At 48.5% G+C, this 18,261-nt stretch carries 17 protein-coding genes; 10 read left to right on the forward strand and 7 right to left on the reverse strand.

The window, feature by feature from the left end:
* Positions 1–44: 44 nt before the first annotated feature.
* From A7975_RS26385 to A7975_RS26405, 5 genes are all read left to right on the forward strand, one after another.
* Complete coding sequence (locus A7975_RS26385) at positions 45–1,061, forward strand: Bug family tripartite tricarboxylate transporter substrate binding protein (RefSeq protein WP_053373518.1); 1,017 nt, start codon at positions 45–47, stop codon at positions 1,059–1,061.
* Positions 1,062–1,130: 69 nt separating this feature from the next.
* A complete protein-coding gene (locus A7975_RS26390) occupies positions 1,131–1,586 on the forward strand; it encodes a tripartite tricarboxylate transporter TctB family protein (protein WP_053373517.1) in 456 nt (151 codons plus the stop codon).
* A gap of 16 nt (positions 1,587–1,602) precedes the next feature.
* Positions 1,603–3,129: a tripartite tricarboxylate transporter permease gene (locus A7975_RS26395; RefSeq protein WP_053373516.1), complete on the forward strand. Its 1,527-nt coding sequence runs from the start codon at positions 1,603–1,605 to the stop codon at positions 3,127–3,129.
* Positions 3,130–3,169: 40 nt separating this feature from the next.
* A complete protein-coding gene (locus A7975_RS26400) occupies positions 3,170–4,591 on the forward strand; it encodes an NAD-dependent malic enzyme (RefSeq protein WP_065387104.1) in 1,422 nt (473 codons plus the stop codon).
* 35 nt (positions 4,592–4,626) lie between these two features.
* Positions 4,627–4,872, forward strand: a complete 246-nt coding sequence (locus A7975_RS26405) for an HPr family phosphocarrier protein (RefSeq protein ID WP_053373514.1) — start codon at positions 4,627–4,629, stop codon at positions 4,870–4,872.
* A gap of 75 nt (positions 4,873–4,947) precedes the next feature.
* On the opposite strand, the gene A7975_RS26410 is transcribed toward A7975_RS26405, so the two are convergent.
* The 4 genes from A7975_RS26410 to A7975_RS26425 all read right to left on the reverse strand — a co-directional run bounded on the left by A7975_RS26410 (position 4,948) and on the right by A7975_RS26425 (position 8,521).
* A complete protein-coding gene (locus tag A7975_RS26410) occupies positions 4,948–6,483 on the reverse strand; it encodes a solute symporter family protein (RefSeq protein WP_065387105.1) in 1,536 nt (511 codons plus the stop codon).
* Positions 6,480–6,806 (reverse strand): DUF485 domain-containing protein, encoded by a 327-nt coding sequence (locus tag A7975_RS26415; RefSeq protein ID WP_065387106.1) that lies wholly within the window; start codon positions 6,804–6,806, stop codon positions 6,480–6,482. Before A7975_RS26415 ends, A7975_RS26410 begins: the two co-directional genes overlap by 4 nt.
* Positions 6,807–6,961: 155 nt before the next feature.
* Complete coding sequence (locus tag A7975_RS26420) at positions 6,962–7,738, reverse strand: LytR/AlgR family response regulator transcription factor (protein WP_053373511.1); 777 nt, start codon at positions 7,736–7,738, stop codon at positions 6,962–6,964.
* Between the two features lie 66 nt (positions 7,739–7,804).
* Entirely contained in the window at positions 7,805–8,521 is a 717-nt protein-coding gene (locus A7975_RS26425; protein WP_053373510.1) for a GntR family transcriptional regulator, read from the reverse strand.
* A gap of 542 nt (positions 8,522–9,063) precedes the next feature.
* Between A7975_RS26425 and A7975_RS26430 the strand changes: the two genes are divergently transcribed.
* The 5 genes from A7975_RS26430 to A7975_RS26450 all read left to right on the forward strand — a co-directional run bounded on the left by A7975_RS26430 (position 9,064) and on the right by A7975_RS26450 (position 14,645).
* The gene (locus A7975_RS26430) at positions 9,064–10,422 is read left to right on the forward strand and encodes an ABC transporter substrate-binding protein (protein ID WP_053373509.1); all 1,359 of its coding nucleotides are present in this window, start codon (positions 9,064–9,066) and stop codon (positions 10,420–10,422) included.
* A gap of 67 nt (positions 10,423–10,489) precedes the next feature.
* A complete protein-coding gene (locus A7975_RS26435) occupies positions 10,490–11,395 on the forward strand; it encodes a carbohydrate ABC transporter permease (RefSeq protein WP_053373508.1) in 906 nt (301 codons plus the stop codon).
* Positions 11,396–11,416: 21 nt separating this feature from the next.
* Complete coding sequence (locus A7975_RS26440; RefSeq protein ID WP_082198470.1) at positions 11,417–12,340, forward strand: carbohydrate ABC transporter permease; 924 nt, start codon at positions 11,417–11,419, stop codon at positions 12,338–12,340.
* Positions 12,337–13,326 (forward strand): N-acetylglucosamine kinase, encoded by a 990-nt coding sequence (locus A7975_RS26445; protein WP_065387107.1) that lies wholly within the window; start codon positions 12,337–12,339, stop codon positions 13,324–13,326. Before A7975_RS26440 ends, A7975_RS26445 begins: the two co-directional genes overlap by 4 nt.
* Complete coding sequence (locus A7975_RS26450) at positions 13,326–14,645, forward strand: 6-phospho-beta-glucosidase (RefSeq protein WP_053373505.1); 1,320 nt, start codon at positions 13,326–13,328, stop codon at positions 14,643–14,645. Before A7975_RS26445 ends, A7975_RS26450 begins: the two co-directional genes overlap by 1 nt.
* Positions 14,646–14,696: 51 nt before the next feature.
* On the opposite strand, the gene rpoN is transcribed toward A7975_RS26450, so the two are convergent.
* The 3 genes from rpoN to adh form a co-directional block, all read right to left on the reverse strand.
* Positions 14,697–15,995, reverse strand: coding sequence for an RNA polymerase factor sigma-54 (gene rpoN, locus A7975_RS26455; RefSeq protein WP_065387108.1), 1,299 nt, complete (start codon positions 15,993–15,995; stop codon positions 14,697–14,699).
* A 133-nt stretch (positions 15,996–16,128) separates the two neighbouring features.
* A complete protein-coding gene (locus tag A7975_RS26460) occupies positions 16,129–16,494 on the reverse strand; it encodes a DUF779 domain-containing protein (protein WP_065387109.1) in 366 nt (121 codons plus the stop codon).
* 12 nt (positions 16,495–16,506) lie between these two features.
* Positions 16,507–18,027, reverse strand: coding sequence for an aldehyde dehydrogenase (adh, locus tag A7975_RS26465; protein WP_053373502.1), 1,521 nt, complete (start codon positions 18,025–18,027; stop codon positions 16,507–16,509).
* Between the last annotated feature and the right edge of the window lie 234 nt (positions 18,028–18,261).

The raw sequence follows: 18,261 nt of genomic DNA on the forward strand, positions 1-18,261 counted from the left end.
TGATCCATCGGGCGTACCTGTTTGACTCCAAAGGAGGAATAGGAATGAACTTGAAATCTACGCATTTGAAAACGATACTCGCTGCCGCGCTCGTTGCGGTCAGCCTTACAGCCTGCTCATCAACTGGCGGGGGCGCAAGCTCCGCTGATTACCCGAAAAAACCTTTTATAATAACCGCCCCTTCCGGAGCCGGCGGCGGTTGGGACAAGACAGCAAGGTCTTTAGCCAAGGTGCTTGGCGAGACCAAGCTGATCGAACAGACGATGACCGTAGAGAACAAGCCCGGCGGAGGCGGCACCGTATTTCTCGGAGAATACGTAGCTAAGGACAGCGATGACCCTTACAAGCTGTTCGTTAGCTCGCCTCCCCTTCTCATCAACAATCTCAAAAAAGAAGGAAACAGCCCTTATGGATACAAGGATGTTACCCCTTTAGCGCAAATCACCAAAGATTTTGGCGCCATCGCGGTTAACGCCAGCTCCAAATACAAGGATCTCGGGGCGCTAATTGCCGATATCAAGGCAGATCCAACAAAGGTTACGCTTGCGGGCGGCTCTGCCCCGGGCTCCATGGACCATTTGATCAGCGTGCTGCCAGCCTTTAAATCAGGCGTTGATCCTAAAACGGTAAAATACCTGTCCTATGACGGCGGCGGCGAGGCCATTGCCGCATTGCTCGGCAACAACGCCGATGCGATCGGCACCGATATTTCCTCGCTCGGCAGCTATTTGAAAGCCGGTAAAATCAAAATCCTTGCGGTTACTTCCAGTGAGCGGTTGGGCGGCGACTTTAAAGATATTCCTACACTAAAGGAGCTGGGGCTCGACGCGGAATTCACAATCTGGCGCGGCGTATTTGGGCCAAAAGATATGACGAAGGAGCAGGCTGCATTTTGGGATGAAAAGCTAAAAGCGCTTTCCGAGAATGAAACATGGCAGAAGGAACTGACGGCGAATGATTGGGCGAGCGAATACAAAAATGCCGCCGATTTCAAAACGTTCCTGGATGAGCAAGAAGGGGATGTTCAAGAGCTGCTGACTGCTCTCGGCATGCAAAAGTAATCGACTAAATAAGGGAGGAAGGAAATTCTTCCTCTCTTTCCTTTACTTCATCCTAGGAGGTGCACGACATTGAACAAAGTTTTCGATCGTTATGTAAGCATAATCTTTCTGCTCCTTGGAATCGGTTTTATGTGGAAAAGCACAGAAATTAGCGCAGCCGCCTACGGAAGCACGGTAGGCCCCAATATATTTCCCTTTGCGCTTGGGGGGCTGCTGGTCATTCTAAGCCTGCGGTTATTCTACGAAGTATTGAAGGCCAAAGGCCCTGGCAAAAGAGAAGCGAAGCTCGACTACAAACGATTTTTAATTATTTTTGCTGCTGCATTCCTATATGCCTTTTTCTTAGAATCCATCGGCTATATTATTGGGACGTTCCTCTTCCTGTTAATTAGCTTTCAAGTGCTTGAACGAGGGAAATGGCTCAAATCGATCTTGATCTCCGGATTATTTTCCGTAGGCATCTATGTCATCTTTGTCGTCGTCTTGGAGGGCTCCATGCCGGGCTTTCCATCATGGCTATCGTGAATTCGGAGGTGGATGAATGGAAACATTACAATTACTAGGGAATGGCTTTGCTACCGCCTTTCAGTGGCATAACCTGTTGTTCGCGCTCGTAGGCGTCTTAATTGGAACGGCCGTCGGCGTCCTTCCCGGAATTGGTCCGATGAGCGGCGTTGCCCTGCTTATTCCGGTTACCGCGTCACTCACCGGCGGACTGGCGCCCGAAGCGGCGGCGACCAGCTCGATTATCCTTCTCGCAGGCGTTTACTACGGTGCGATGTATGGCGGGTCTACGACCTCAATCCTGCTCAATACGCCAGGCGAATCATCGTCCGTCGTCACCACTTTGGACGGCTATCAGATGGCGAAGCAGGGCAGAGCCGGCTCTGCCTTATCGATTGCCGCTATCGGTTCCTTTGTGGCGGGTGTATTTGCCGTCATCGCACTGATCGTGCTGGCTGAGCCGCTATCTAACGTTGCAATTAAGTTCGGCCCTGCCGACTATTTCTCCTTAATGCTGCTTGGCCTATGCGCGGTCAGCGGCCTCGCCGGCAAATCGATTACGAAAGCGTTGATTATGACAGTGCTTGGCTTGCTGCTCGCAACGATTGGCATGGACACCGTATCTGGAGTCGCACGGTTTACGTTTGGCATGCCGCTGCTTTACTCGGGGCTTGAATTTCTCACGATTGCGGTAGGCTTGTTTGCTCTCGGCGAGGTGTTCAAGACCATTCTGGAAAATGATTACGCCTCAGGCACGATCGCTAAGATTGGGCGGGTGCTTCCAACCAAACAAGATTTAAAGGAAAGCGCCGGACCAATCGCCCGCGGCTCAGCATTAGGCTTCTTCATTGGCATTCTGCCTGGTGCAGGCGCCACCTTGGCTTCATTCTTCAGCTACATTATGGAGAAGAAGCTAAGCAAAAACCCAGAGTCCTTCGGCAAAGGCAATATCGCTGGCGTCGCTGCTCCAGAATCGGCGAACAACGCAGCTTCGGGCGGAGCCATGATCCCTTTGCTTACGCTAGGTATCCCGGGCTCAGGCACAACTGCGATCCTTATGGGTGCTTTAATTATGTACAACATTCAGCCGGGCCCTTTGTTATTCGAAGAGCATCCTCAAGTCGTATGGGGACTGATTGCCAGCATGCTGGTCGGAAACCTGCTTCTGCTGATTCTGAACATGCCGCTTGTGAAGGTGTTTGCCAAAATCATTCAAACGCCCGCAAAATATTTGATTCCGATCATTATCGCGATTTCAATCTTTGGCGTATATGCCGTTCAGGCTCAGATCTTCGATCTGATGCTGCTCCTTGGCTGCGGCGTCGCAGGCTTCCTACTTGCTCGGAATGATTACCCGCTTGCTCCGCTTGTCCTTGGCCTCGTGCTAGGACCGATGATTGAGAACAATATGCGCAGAGCGCTGACGACTTCAAATGGCGATTTTATGATTTTTGTGCAGAAGCCGCTTTCGCTCGTCTTTCTAATCATTGCGGCGCTTTGGATTCTGATTCCTATCTTCCTCAAGAAAAAAGGGAAAGAAGTTGTGCTCAACGAAGAGGGCTAGCAGCCCTCTTCAATAAATAATCGCTCAGATGGAGGCTGCCATGGATCACAACAGGCACGGAGGGAAAAGCATTATCGTAAGACTCGAAATGAACACGAGTGAGGTGCATTTCGGTCAAGTCGCATCGTCCATATTCGAAGCCGGCGGAGATATCGTGGCCATCGACGTCATTCAGACCAGCCAAACGGTCTCCGTCCGTGATATTACGATAGCCGTAACCGACACGGTCGACATCGATATTATTACAGACCGTATTAAAGATATGAGCGGAGTGCGGCTGGTCAATCTCTCCGATCGAACATTTCTGCTCCATCTTGGCGGCAAGATCGAAACCAAGCTGAAGACGCCGATTCAGAACCGTGACGATTTATCTCGGGTGTACACGCCAGATGTAGCGCGCGTGTGCATGGCCATTCATGACGAGCCTAGAAAAGCGTTTACGCTGACGATCAAAAGAAACACCGTTGCCGTCATATCGGATGGCAGCGCCGTCTTGGGGCTTGGCAATATAGGTCCCTATGCCGCTATGCCGGTAATGGAGGGCAAATCGATGCTGTTCAAGCAGCTGGCAGACGTCGATTCCTTCCCTATCTGCTTAGATACACAGAATACCGAGCAAATTATCGCGATTATTAAAGCTATCGCTCCAGGCTTCGGCGGCATTAACCTCGAAGACATCTCATCGCCTAGATGCTTTGAGATCGAGCATAGGCTGCGCGAAGAATTGGACATCCCTGTCTTCCACGATGATCAGCATGGCACGGCAGTCGTGCTCTACGCCGCTCTTATCAACGCCTTAAAAATCGTGAATAAATCCATCCATGAGATTAAGGTCGTCGTATGCGGAATCGGCGCAGCAGGAATTGCCTGCAGCAAAATTTTATTATCGGCAGGTGTCAAAGACATTATTGGGGTTGATCGTCAGGGTGCTATCGTGTCGGGAACCGACTACGACAACAAAATGTGGCAATGGTACGCAGAGCATACAAACCCTAATCGGGTGCAAGGCTCTTTGCAAGATGTGATTTACGGAGCTGACGTCTTCATAGGCCTTTCCTCGGGCGGACTGCTTAGCCGGGAGGACGTAATGTCGATGGCGGACAATCCTATCGTATTTGCAATGGCAAATCCAACGCCGGAGATTAGGCCTGACCAGGTCGAGGATATCGTCGCAGTCATTGCCACCGGCCGCTCCGATTACCCGAACCAGATTAATAATGTGCTTTGTTTCCCCGGCATCTTCCGCGGCGCTTTGGATTGCAGAGCGACTACGATCAACGAGGAGATGAAGCTTGCTGCCGCTGAGGCGATTGCCTCCGCGATAACGGATGAAGAAAGAAGCCGCCACTATATTATACCGAGCGTCTTTAACCAAAATGTCGTAAAGGCGATCCGCGACCTCGTCATTCAAGCTGCCATTAAGACCGGCGTTGCGCGAAGAATACCGCGTGAGTATAGATGATCCGCAGATTATAAAGTATGAACGGAGGTTATCCTATGAGCTCTGGCATTCGTGCAATCGTCTATATTAATCAAATTGCGGCCGGCTATAAATCCAGCATCGTGCTCTGCGTCAGCGAAAAGAAATTCATTGATGTCAAAAGCATTCTAGGCCTAAGCTTCACCTTGTATCTCAATCAAAAATACAAGCTGGAAATTCATGGCCCAGACGAGGAAGAGGCCAAGCTTGCCATGGTTGAAGCCTTCAAGAAACATCATCTTGATGTCGAGGTTAACGAATAAGAGGTTGGTCAAACAAAACAGCGGCGCTTCTACCCATCAGGAGAGAAGCGCCGCTATTTTGTTTGACCCGTTCGGTTAAGACAGCTCTCGAATGCCCGTATTCGCTTTCACTAAAATCTCATCATACTTAGCATCCTCCCGCTTGGCGGACACTAACGTTCCAATGATCGCGCCCAGAAAACCGAGCGGAATCGAGATAATGCCTGGATTCGTCAGATCGATTAGCGGATCGCCGACTAAAATCGCTTTACCAGCTACAGGATTCCATACATTCGGGCTGATCGCCACCAAAATAATGGCGCTAAACAATCCGGTCAACATGCCCGTAATCGCACCAGCCGTATTAAATCTTCTCCAGAAGACGGTGAATATCAGTACCGGCAGGTTCGCGCTCGCAGCTACTGCAAACGCCAATGCCACAAGGAACGCCACATTCATCTTCTGTGCAGTCAAAGCTAAAAGGATAGAAAGGATCGCAACGCCGATGGAAGCTAATCTTGCCATGCGGACTTGATCCTTCTCCTTCACATTTCCTTTTTTAATAATATGGCTGTAGAAGTCATGTGCAAACGCGGATGCCGCCGAGAGAACGAGGCCGGCAACGACAGCCAGAATGGTGGCGAAAGCAACCGCTGAAATAAACGCAAACAGGAACTCGCCGCCTAATGCTTTGGCTAGCAGCGGAGCAGCCATGTTGCCCGCGGCATTCACCTCCACAATAGCAGCCTCGCCTACGAATGCCGCCGCGCCAAACCCGAGAAACAGCGTCATCACGTAGAACAAGCCGATAATCCAAGTCGCAACGACAACGGATTTCCTTGCCGTTGGCGCGTCTTTTACCGTGAAAAAACGAATTAAAATATGGGGCAATCCCGCAGTTCCCAGAACAAGCGCGATATTGAGCGAAATCGTATCCAAGCTATTTTTGAGTTTATTGCCCGGGTTCAAGAAAGCTTCCTTGAGCGGCGTCGAGGTGCGCATCTCATTGAACATATGGCCGATATTAAAATCGAATTTGGCAAAAACGATCATGGAAATAATAAACGTACCGCCTACGAGAAGCACGCATTTAATAATCTGCACCCAGCTGGTTGCCGTCATGCCGCCAAAGACGACATAGATCGTCATGAGCACGCCAACGATAAGCACGGCCGCGGTATAGCTAAGACCCGGAATCAAAAGCTTAATAAGCGCGCCTGCGCCAACCAACTGAGCAATCATATAGAAGATGGAAATGACAATCGAATTTAATGCCGCCACCCCGCGAATCTTCTTGTTATTGAACCGCTCCGCAATCATGTCTGCCATCGTATATTTGCCCAAATTCCGCAGCGGCTCGGCTACGAGATACAGAACGACCAAATAAGCAACGAGAAACCCGATGCTATAGAAAAAACCGTCAAATCCGAACAGCGCGACCATCCCGGCAATGCCTAGAAAGGATGCGGCGGACATGTAGTCTCCGGCAATCGCCAGTCCATTTTGCCAGCCGGTCAAACCGCCTCCAGCCGTATAAAACTCGCTTGCTGTTTTTGTTTTTTTGGATGCGAAATAGGTGATAACGAGCGTACCAAGCACGATGACTAGAAACAACAGGAATGCCGTATTCATAGGTCAGCCGCCTTTCCGTCTTGGTGGACTTCACTCTTGATTTGGTCGCATATTTTGTCAAACTCAACTGACTTCCTGCTATAGAGAGAGCATAAGACCCAAGTCATAATAAACTGGGCAAACGCAAACACCCATGCCCAAGAAATCGAGCCAATTGCAGGCTTATTCAGCACTTCAAAATAAGACGTTAAGATGGGAAGGGTAAAATAAAATGCGAGAAAAAAGACGGTGATTGGCAAAATAAATCTTTTTTTCTTAGCCATCAGCTTGACGAATAGTTCAGATCGGGCGATGTCGCTGTAATTTTGTTTGCCCTTGTCCAATGTATTCCCTCCCTATTTTAGGTAAATCTGTTTTTGTAAGCACTTAAATTATAGCGCGACTCTTTTATTTGCATGAAAAATTGGCGTGAAATGTCGAAATCCACGCCCTAAATACAAAAAAACAGTCCTGAACGGACTGTTTCTCCTTGATGATGTCAATGACCTTGCAATAACTGAAGCATATCTTTAATTTCATTTCGGGATACAGGAATTTTGATCTGCTCATGAAACTTGAGCACCGCGTTGTAGGCACCATTAAACCAAGGCTCGATCTCCATAATGAAATTCAGGTTCACCAAATAGCTGCGATGCGGCCTGAAAAAAGCGGGACCAAGACGATAGGCCAGTTCATGCAGCGTTTGCTTGGAGGTATAGGACTTGCCGCCCGTCGTATAGATGCGGGTAAATTTTTCCTCTTTCACCGCATAGACGATGGTCTCGACATCAAGCACGGTGATTCGGTCATGGGCATCAACGAGGAGCCGGCTATGGATAAAACGCTCTCTCCCTTTCGCTTGAACGGATGCATCTATCACACAATCGTTCTCCGCTTGTACGTTCGTACCCGGCTTTCTCTCGCGGATTCTGGATATTGTCTGCCGCAATCGATCTTCCCCGTAAGGCTTAAGCAGATAATCAACCGCTCCGACCTCGAAAGCCTCTAGCGCATGTTGATCACATGCTGACGTAAACACGAGGAACGGATAGAAATCCAAATCATGAAGCAGGCGTGCCGTTTGAAAGCCGTTTATCCCGGACATTTCGACGTCGAGAAACAGGGCATCCGGCTTAAAATCCCGCACGAGCTTAACCGTCTCCATACCGGTTGATGCAGGTGGAAGCAGCTCGATATCCAGCTCCTTGGACAGCAGGTCTATGAGCTTTTCCCTAGCCAAATGCTCATCTGCCGCTATCAGGACCCGAAGTTTCATGCCGCACCTCCCCTGTTCTCCTTGTGATCTAATGATACATTCGAAAAAACGTGCAGCAGATAACTATTATAGTTTGCGCTCGAACGTAAATTTAGCCCGATCTCCTCTAAAAATTTCATGGGAATATTCGACTGGTATATTGCCCGTTGAATAAGTAACCGTATTTAGCAGAAGGCTTGGCGCTCCAATGGGAGCGCTTAAATGTTTACCGATCGCTTCGTCGATTAAGATGGGCTCAATCGACTCCACGCAATGGGATAATTGAATAGAAAACTTTTCTCTCATCAGGGCGTATAGCGAGCCTGAACACTCTTCTTTAGTGAGCCCCGGTGTGACCTTCCAAGGAATATAGGTAATGGAAAATAATAAGGGCAGCCCGTCTGCATAACGGATTCTCTCTAGCCTGAACACCGGATCATTCTCCGCGATATCCAACTTTTTTATTAACCGCTTGTCCGCAGAAACTACGGTGAGGTCAACTACTTTGGTATCTATCTGTTGGCCGCGTCCCTTTAAATGCTCATTAAAGCTGCGGTAAGGGGCGACGGATTGTTCTATTTTAGGCAAAGAAACAAAGGTTCCCTTCCCTTGAATTTGATAAATATGGCCTTCCAGCTTAAGCTGGCTTAGCGCTTGTCTGATCGTCGTGCGGCTTACGCCAAACTTCTCGCATAAATCCGATTCTGTCGGAAACTGCTCCCCCGGCGTGTACTTTCCCTCATCGATCATATCAAGCAGCTTTTCTTTAACTGTATAATAAAGTGCAATGCCATCCTTTTTCATGTTTTACATTAACCTCCGAATATGAAATTACATCTATCATCATAACACGTAATTTGTTATAACAACAATATAAGCCTTATAGAATGCGCCTTTTCCATGGAAATGAGCACCGTTTTTTTGTGCAACTTTAAAAAATTCAGTTATTCATGTTAAGTAATATGACAATTCACAATAAATTAAAAAAGACACCGTTTTCATTATCTACTAAAATTTATAAATGTTATGATAGTTGACACATTTTTTGAATCATACTATACTCGGTTTATGAAAGCGGCAAACATTCGTAAAGTTGTATCTGAATTTGTTACTATAACAATATGAATTACAGAAATTCATATTGGAACAACCGATCAGAGAGAAACAAATTCCATGGAGAATAAAGGAAATGGAATGGATGCACTTCAAATTTGTTATAACAACAAAATGAATTAATGAAATTCGTATTACATTGAGAGGGGGGATACGCGCAGTTGTAGCCTAATTTTGATCTTTTCTTCATTTTTTATCTATCTAGGGGAATCCTAACTTTCGGAGGTGTACGTATGAAGAAGAAATGGAAAGCGTTGATGGTTGCTACACTATGTTTGGTACTGCTTGCTGGTTGCAGCGGCGCACCCGGAGCGCCCGCTCAAAACAATAACAAAAATAATGGCGGTGAAGCGCAAGCTTCGGACAAGTTGGATTGGAGCAAAACTAGCGACCCTTCTTTGAAGGGCCAAGAAATTAACGTGCTATGGGCTGTATCTAAAGGCGCAGAAAGCCCGCGCGTCGATATGGTGAAGAAATTTACAGAGAAGACGGGCATCAAAGTAAACATTATGGGTGTTGATTACAACTCCTTATATTCCAAAATTACCGTATCCGCATTGTCGAACTCCGCCGATCTCGATGTCGTGGAGATGGACACCATCTGGGCCGGCCAATTTCTTGAAGGCAACTTGGCAGAGGACTTAACAGATATCATTCCTCAAGATGTCAAAAGCCAATTTACGCCATCATCCTTAAGCTCAGTAACCTATAACGGCCGTCTTGCTGCGATTCCTTGGTATTCCGGAACGAAGCATTTCTACTGGAACAAAGAGCTTTTGGCTAAAGCCGGCATTACGCAAGCTCCAAAAACTTGGGATGAATTCCGTGAAGCTTCGAAAAAACTTACCGGTAACGGCATTTATGCATCCGGCTGGTCTTGGAAGCAATCCGAAGCGCTAATTACGGATTACGTCAGCTTGACCTATGCTTTTGGCGGCAAATTTTTCGACGAAAACGGCAAGCCTTCCTTTAACAAGGGCGGTGCTCTAGATGCCCTTAAATACATGGTCGAAATTCTTAATACCGACAAAACCGTTGACCCTGCAAGCTTGCAATGGTCAGAGGAAGATGTAACGCGCGCATTCTCTGCCGGCAAGCTGGCTATGATCAGCTCGTGGGAAGGCCGCTACCCGGATTTGAACGATCCAGCCAAATCCAATGTAGTCGACAAAACGGATGTTGGTCTAATGCCTGGCCAAGGGGATGTCGTTTCCTCCGCGGTTACGGGTTCGGAAGGTCTAGCGTTGATGAAGAGCAGCAAGCACAAACAAGCGGCTCTTGCTTTCTTGAAGTGGATTGGAGAAAGAGAATATCAACTGGACGAGTATGTCATCGAAGGCCAATATCCGGTTCTTCAAAGCCTGTACACCGATCCAGAGCTTCTAGCAGCGGATAAAACAAACACCATCAAGAAGATTTCCGAGCAGTACAACTACGGACATGACCGTCCGAATGCGCCAGGATATGTTCACTGGTCCGATATTTTATCTGCCGATCTGCATCAAGCGCTGCTCGGTCAAAAAACACCGGAAGAAGCTTTAAACGACGCTTCGGAGAAAATTGAGAAAGCCATTGCAGAATCTACAAAATGATAAACGGAATTCGACGGTTAGCTCTCGGAGCGAGAGCTAACCGCAGTGTTCTTTAGAGGGAGGACCTATGAATAAATCCATCGGCAGCAAAAGACGACTATTAAACCATGACCGCAAAAATATGCTATTGGCGCTTTTATTCATTTTGCCCACTGCTTATTTACTAATAAAAACATTCGTTGTACCGGTGTACGACACGATCATTTGGAGCTTCTATCATTACAATCTGATGGATGGCTCTACTTCGTATTATGTTGGATTTAAAAACTATTTGGACGTTCTCAAAAGCGCAGACTTCCAAATTTCGATGAACCGCACGCTAGTTTTCACCGTATTATCCGTTTCATTAGAGCTGTTTTTCGGCTTCGTCAGCGCGCTGCTGCTGAACCAAACTTTTAAGGGAAGATCGTTTTTTAGAGCAATCATCATTATTCCTTGGGCACTGCTTACGCTCGTTAACGGTCTAACTTGGCAGTGGATCTTGAACCCTGGGTATGGCGCTTTAACGGTCCTATTGCACAAATTGCATTTGCTTGCCCCTGATGTAAATCCGGTATGGCTCGCAGATCCAAGTCATTTGGTTTATTTCGTTGTCCTTGCGGATGCTTGGAAGATGACACCTTTCATAACCATTATCCTGCTTGCAGGTTTACAGGCGATCTCTTCCGATCTCTATGAAGCTTCCATGCTCGATGGCGCTAACTTTTGGAAAAAAATATTTCATATCACCCTCCCGCAGCTCGCTCCTTCTATTATGATGGCACTTGTCCTGCGGACGATGGGCGCTTTCAAAGTGTACGATGTGCTGACCGTCTTCACCGGAGACGCGACAACATCCGTCTCTTATTTAACCTTTAACAATGCGTTTCGCTATTTCTTTCTCGGGAAGGCATCTGCCATGGCGTGGATGACAGCAATCGTCATACTGTTACTGGCTATCCTCTATATGCGTCTGCTTAACAAAAAAGAATAACAACTTCGCGGAGGTGAAAACATGCACTCGAAAAAAAATAAATGGAATCAGATGTTCAAAGCGGCCAGCACCGATTTATTTCCGCCCTTTTATTTGTGGGTAGGCGTCATTTTGCTCGCTATATTTACCTTAGTTCCTTTTCTTTACCTGTTCTTATCATCGTTATCTCTGGAAGTCGAACTGATTAACGGTCATCTTATTCCACACTCGCCAACACTCAAAAACTATATCGGCCTGCTTACAGGCAGCAATGCTGTCATGTTCCTCAGCGCGTTAAAGAACAGCATCGTCGTGTCGGTACTGGTCACTTTAATCTCGATATTTGTAGGTGTCTTTGCGGCGTACGCATTTTCCCGTATTAAATTCCCTTTTCGCAAAACGGGATTGTTTGTTGTACTCGCCGTGCAAATCATGCCTTCGATTAGCATTATTACACCTTTATACATCCTGATTAGAGACGGGATCACGCTCGATATTCCGTTTACAGGAATCGTCTTGTTCCAGACGCCGCCACTGCTCGATTCGGTATGGGCTTTGATTTTCTCGTATACATCATTCAGCTTGCCATATGTCGTATGGCTTCTTGCCGGGTATTTCCAAACGATACCGAAGGAGCTGGAAGAAGCTTCGTACGTGGACGGATGCAACCGTTTTAGAACGATGTTCCGCATTATTTTGCCATTATCCATGCCCGGCATAGCAGCTACCGCTATTTTTGCCTTCTTGAATGCATGGGATGAATTTCTGTTTGCGAATGCGTTCACCCAAACGTACACTTCCAAAACGCTGCCTATCATGGTAGCCGAGTTTGTAGGCAAGCACAGCATCGACTGGGGCTCCATGACTGCCGGCGGTTTCCTTGCTTCGCTGCCACCGGTTATTATCTCACTCTTCCTGTATAAATACATTATTGGCGGAGTCATGGCTGGCGGGGTAAAAGAATGACGATCAACAGCTACATTATTGGCATCGATGGCGGAGGCTCTAAAACCTATGCCGTTATCGTTGATGCAAATGGCGATAAAATCAGCAGCGGAGTAGCCGGACCAAGCAACCATCAAACCATAGGCATAGACAAAGCTTTAGCAAATATTAACGATTCGATCGATCAGGCGCTGCAAGCAGCCGGGTTATCGCATGCCGATATTGCTTTTGCGCAGTACGGACTGGCTGGACTCGACCGAGAGCAAGATTACCAGATTGTCCGGCCTGCTTTATCCCATATTCCATTCGCACGCTGGAACATCGTATCCGACACGTTTGAAGGACTTCGGACGGGGAGCCCCAGCAATATCGGCGTTGTGCTCATTTGCGGCACCGGCTCTAATGCCGCCGGAAGAAATGAAGCCGGTGAAACGGTGCAAGTAGGCGGGATCGGTTATTTGTATGGGGATAATCTCGGAGCAAATTATATGGCAACGACGATGTTCCGCGCGGCAGTCAGGTCCTGGGAGGGCCGTGAAATCCCTTCGGTTCTGCCAGAGAAGCTGCTGCAATATTTCGGCTTCCCTACAATGGGAGCGCTCATTAATGACTTTCTCGATCGGGAAATCCAATATATTCGCGAAGGCAAATTGACCATCTCATTGCATGAAGCCGCCCGCGAAGGAGATGCGCTCGCTATCCGCCTGCTGAAGGAAGCAGGAAATGAGCTAGGTATAACGGCAAATACGGTTATTCGCAGGCTCGGCGGGTTTAAAGGAATAACGGTTCCTATCGTGCTCGTCGGAAGCGTCCTACAGAAGGGACGCAGCCCTTATCTTCTAAATGAATTACGTAGAGTGCTAGAGCTTGAGAATCCAAACGTAGAATTAATCATTCCTGAGCTCGCACCGGTATATGGCGCGATATTGCTGGCAATGGATCATTTAGAGATTCCAGCCACAAAAGAAACGATACAGAAATTCAACGCAAACGGAGGATATGAATGATGAGAGAACCACATTTGAAAATAGCGGTAATTGGCGGAGGATCTTCGTATACGCCGGAGCTGATCGAGGGCTTTATCAAACGTTATCATGAATTGCCGGTTAAGGATTTGTATTTGGTCGATATTGAAGCAGGACGGGAGAAGCTCGAAATCGTAGGCAGTCTAGCAAAACGCATGCTGGAGAAAGCGAACGTCCCTATTAACCTTCATCTCACGTTTGATAGACGCGAGGCCATCCGTGATGCCGACTTCGTAACGACTCAAATGCGGGTAGGGCTGCTGGAGGCACGCGGCCGTGATGAGCGGATTCCGCTTAAATACAATTGCATCGGCCAGGAAACGACCGGCGCTGGCGGCTTCGCCAAAGGGCTGCGGACCATTCCTGTTATTCTGGACATCTGCAAAGACATCGAGGAGCTTGCGCCTAACGCGCTACTGGTCAACTTCACCAATCCAGCCGGCATGGTAACAGAGGCGGTGTTGAAGTACTCCAAGGTCCGTACAATGGGACTTTGCAATCTTCCAATTGAAACGAAAATGCAAATCGCTAATCTAATGGGTGTAGATGTATCCAGCATCGATATTGAAATGGTCGGCATTAACCATCTGAACTGGACGACCAAAATTTTAGTAGACGGCGTGGACAGAACGGCTGAAATTTTGTTCCAAGCTTCCGGCGATTCCAAGTTTACGATGCAAAATATTCCCGGCTTCTCGTGGAGCCCTGAGTTTATCCAATCGCTGGGCGCGCTGCCTTGCGGCTATCACCGCTACTTCTATATGAAAGAACAAATGCTGAAGAAGCAGCTTGAGGAAGTCCAAACCAAAGGAACTCGCGCGGAGATTGTGAAGCAGGTAGAAACCGAGCTGTTCGAGCTGTACAAAGATCCGAACCTTGCCGTTAAGCCCAAACAATTGGAGCTGCGCGGCGGCGCATATTATTCGGAAGCCGCTCTTAATTTGATATCTTCTATCTACAACAATAAGAAAGATTGCCAGATTGTAAATGTAAGAAACAACGGTACGATTCCAAGCCTCCCAGATGATGCATCCATTGAGGTAAACTGCGTCATTGGCTCCGAAGGCGCAAAACCGATTCAGCTTACCACACCAATGAACCCAAAAATACGCGGCCTTCTGCAAATTGTAAAAGCGTATGAGGAGCTTGCCATCGAGGCAGCTGTTAAAGGCGACTATAATGCTGCTCTGCAAGCACTGACTATCCATCCGCTCGTTGGGTCAGTCGATCTTGCAAAGCCTATGCTTGATGATATCCTAGAACAAAACCGTGCGTTTTTGCCCCAATTCAACAGATCATAATAAGAAAGGGCGCAGGCTCCTGTCGAATCACATGACAAGAGCGTGCGCCCTTTACTTAAGTGATCTTTTCCTCCAAGCAGAGGACATGATGTTCATTTGCTCTCTATATTTGGTTACCGTTCGACGCGAGATCAGCAGCCCCTCGCCTGCAAGAAGCGCAACGATCCGTTGATCCGATAAGGGCGACTCCCGCTTCTCCGCAGCGATAAGCGCACGGATTCGCTCCTTCATATAAATAGCTGAGACCATCGATCCATCCGCATGATGAATAGAAGAGGCAAAAAAATATTTAAGCTCGTACAATCCCCACGGCGTTCGAATATACTTATGGCTTATGGCACGGCTGACCGTCGATTCATGGATGCGCAGCGCTTCGGCAACTTGCTTCATCGTCATAGGCCGAATATGAAGGATGCCATTCCTGCAGAACTCCGCCTGCATTTCAAACATAACGCCGGCGGTTCTTAGCAGCGTCGCCTTTCTTCGTTCGATGCTGTCGGTAAGCCCTTTCGCTGCCTGCCAGTGCCCGGTCAAATAGCGGTGAACGTCCTTTGAAGGATTTTGCTCCAGCATGCTAAGGTAAGAATGATTTAAAGTGATGGTCGGAAGAGAGGATCGTTCAAGAATCACCTCGTATTTCCCTTCCAGCTGCCTAAGCGCAAGATCAGGCATGATATACTGGGGCTTTTCTCTGCTGTACAAGGCTCCCGGCTTCGGATTAAGCGTGCTTATGACCGTTATGGCTGCTTTAATGTCCGCTAGTTCTGTTTCGTATTTATCCGCTAGCTGCTTCAGCTTTCCTTGCCCGATGCTGACGAGGTCATGCTGGACAAGGCTGTATACCAAAAGGCTGCTCTCCTGCTGCTGCCGCAATTGGAGGACCAGGCACTCTGCTAATGTTGATGCCCCCACGCCATATGGCTCTAGGCTCTGAATTAGGCTCACAGCGTCACATACCTGTGCTAAAGGAATGCCTTTCATTGCCGAAAGCTCTTCTTTGCTGTGCAGAAGATAACCCTTGTCATCCAAATTTCCGATGATCCAGCTGCATAAAGAAAGAGCCGTCCGGTCAAGCTTCATGCAAGCTAGCTGTTCAAGCAATACCGATTCTAAGGTCGCATCGCCAGAAAGGTCGACATTTTGCCACCAGTCTGGTTGAGCGCCTCCTGCATAATGACTTAAGGGTGTTTCCTTCGCCGGCTGCAGCTCGATAAAAGGATTATCAACCGCTTGCTGCTTGATGTACTCGTTTAATTCCAAGGCGGACATATGCAGAATTTCCATAGACTGCCGCATTTGCGGAGTAAGCTGCAGCTTCTGCTGCTGTTGAGCAGCCAATGAGATTTCCATATACGTCCCCCCTCATTTTTGCAAACGCTTACTAAATAGTATATTCGCTAATTCACTTCCGTAGCCACAGCAAAATAAACCCTGCTCTCTTCGATGAGGAAGAAAGCAGGGCTTGCATGAGCGGAATAAGCGCTTATAGACCCAGCGCAGCCCGCTCCTCCTCGGTGAACAGCCTTGAGCGGGTCAGAAAACGCCGCCCCTCCGGCCCCTCCAGCGAGAACATCCCGCCTCTTCCGGGCACCACGTCGATGATGAGCTGCGTGTTTTTCCAATAATCGTATTGCGCTTTGCTCATATAGAAAGGGGCATCGCCTATATCCCCCAGCCGGACATCGCTGTCACCGATCAGAAACTCCCCCTGCGCGTAACACATTGGAGAGCTGCCATCGCAGCAGCCGCCTGATTGATGGAACATGACGGGGCCATGCTTGCCCTTCAACCGTTCAATGAGCTCAAGCGCGACATCGGTAGCGATAACCTTGCTTACTTCCGCCGTCATCGAATGAGCCGCTTAGAAGAAGCCAAGTGCGTCGGGGCTGTAGCTGACAAGCAGGTTTTTGGTTTGCTGATAATGCGAAAGCATCATTTTGTGATTCTCGCGCCCAATACCCGATGTTTTGTAGCCCCCGAACGCCGCATGCGCAGGATAAGCATGGTAGCAGTTCGTCCATACACGGCCGGCTTGAATGCCGCGGCCCATTCGGTAAGCCGTATTCATGTCGCGCGTCCATACGCCGGAGCCAAGCCCATAAAGCGTATCGTTGGCGATCGCCAGCGCTTCCTCCTGATCCTTAAAGGTCGTAACGGAGAGAACAGGGCCAAAGATCTCCTCTTGGAAAATCCTCATATTATTATGGCCTTTCAGCACGGTTGGCTGAATATAGTAGCCATCTGCAATATCGCCCTCCATCGCCGCGCGATTGCCGCCAATGAGGCACTCGGCGCCTTCCTGCGCGCCGATGTCGATATAGCTCATTATTTTCTCCACCTGCTCGGTGGAGGCCTGCGCTCCAATCATCGTATCCGTGTCCAGCGGATTCCCCTGCTTAATTGATGCGACCCGCTTCAAAGCTCTTTCCATAAACGAATCATAAATCGATTCCTGAATAAGTGCGCGCGACGGGCTGGTACATACTTCCCCTTGATTGAGCGCAAACATCGCAAACCCTTCGAGCGCTTTATTAAAGAAGGCGTCATCGCGCGCGGTTACGTCCTCAAAGAAAATATTCGGCGACTTGCCGCCCAGCTCCAAGGTAACGGGGATGAGATTTTGCGAAGCATACTGCATAATTAAGCGGCCCGTCGTCGTCTCCCCGGTAAAGGCGATTTTGGCAATCCGGCTGCTTGAAGCAAGCGGCTTGCCCGCTTCGAGCCCGAAGCCGTTAACGATATTCAGAACGCCCGGCGGCAGCAGGTCTTGGATAAGCTCCATTAGCACCATGATGGATGCCGGCGTCTGCTCCGCGGGCTTCAGAACGATTGCGTTGCCGGCAGCAAGCGCCGGAGCAAGCTTCCATGTCGCCATAAGCAGCGGAAAGTTCCAAGGTATAATCTGACCGACGACGCCCAGCGGCTCATTAAAATGATAAGCGACCATATTGTCATCCAATTGGCTGAGCGAGCCCTCTTGCGCGCGGATGCTTCCTGCAAAATAGCGGAAGTGATCGATCGCGAGCGGCAGATCGGCTGCAAGCGTCTCCCGTACCGGCTTGCCGTTATCCCATGTCTCGGCAACCGCCAGCATCTCTAAATTCGCTTCCATGCGATCGGCAATTTTATTTAAAATAACGGCGCGCTCCGCAACCGACGTGCGGCCCCATGCCTCCTTCGCAGCATGCGCTGCGTCCAATGCCAGCTCGATATCCTCTGAGGTCGAACGCGGCACCTCGCAAAAAACGCGGTTATTTACAGGCGACGGATTGTCGAAGTATTGGCCCTGAACGGGCGCAGTCCACTGTCCGCCGATAAAGTTTTCATACCGTTTTTTAAATGTAACCTTTGATCCGTTTTGTCCAGGTTGTGCATAAATCATCTAGCTCAGCCTCCTTAAAATGGATTACATGAAATAGATAAGCAAGAATCGTGCCAACTTACAAAACAGCGCCATCACAGCTTTTTCTGTAAGCGCTTTATATTCATTGTTTCGAATTGGCACAACGGAAGTGTTCCATTTCGGAACATTCTGTCCGCATGCTCTCCATTAATAAAAGCAACTATGGTATGATCGGGTTAGGATACCGATTGCGCCTGGAGGTGTTTAGTTTGC

Source organism: Bacillus sp. FJAT-26390 (genome assembly GCF_001682865.1).
Classification (GTDB): Bacteria; Bacillota; Bacilli; order Paenibacillales; family Paenibacillaceae; genus Pristimantibacillus.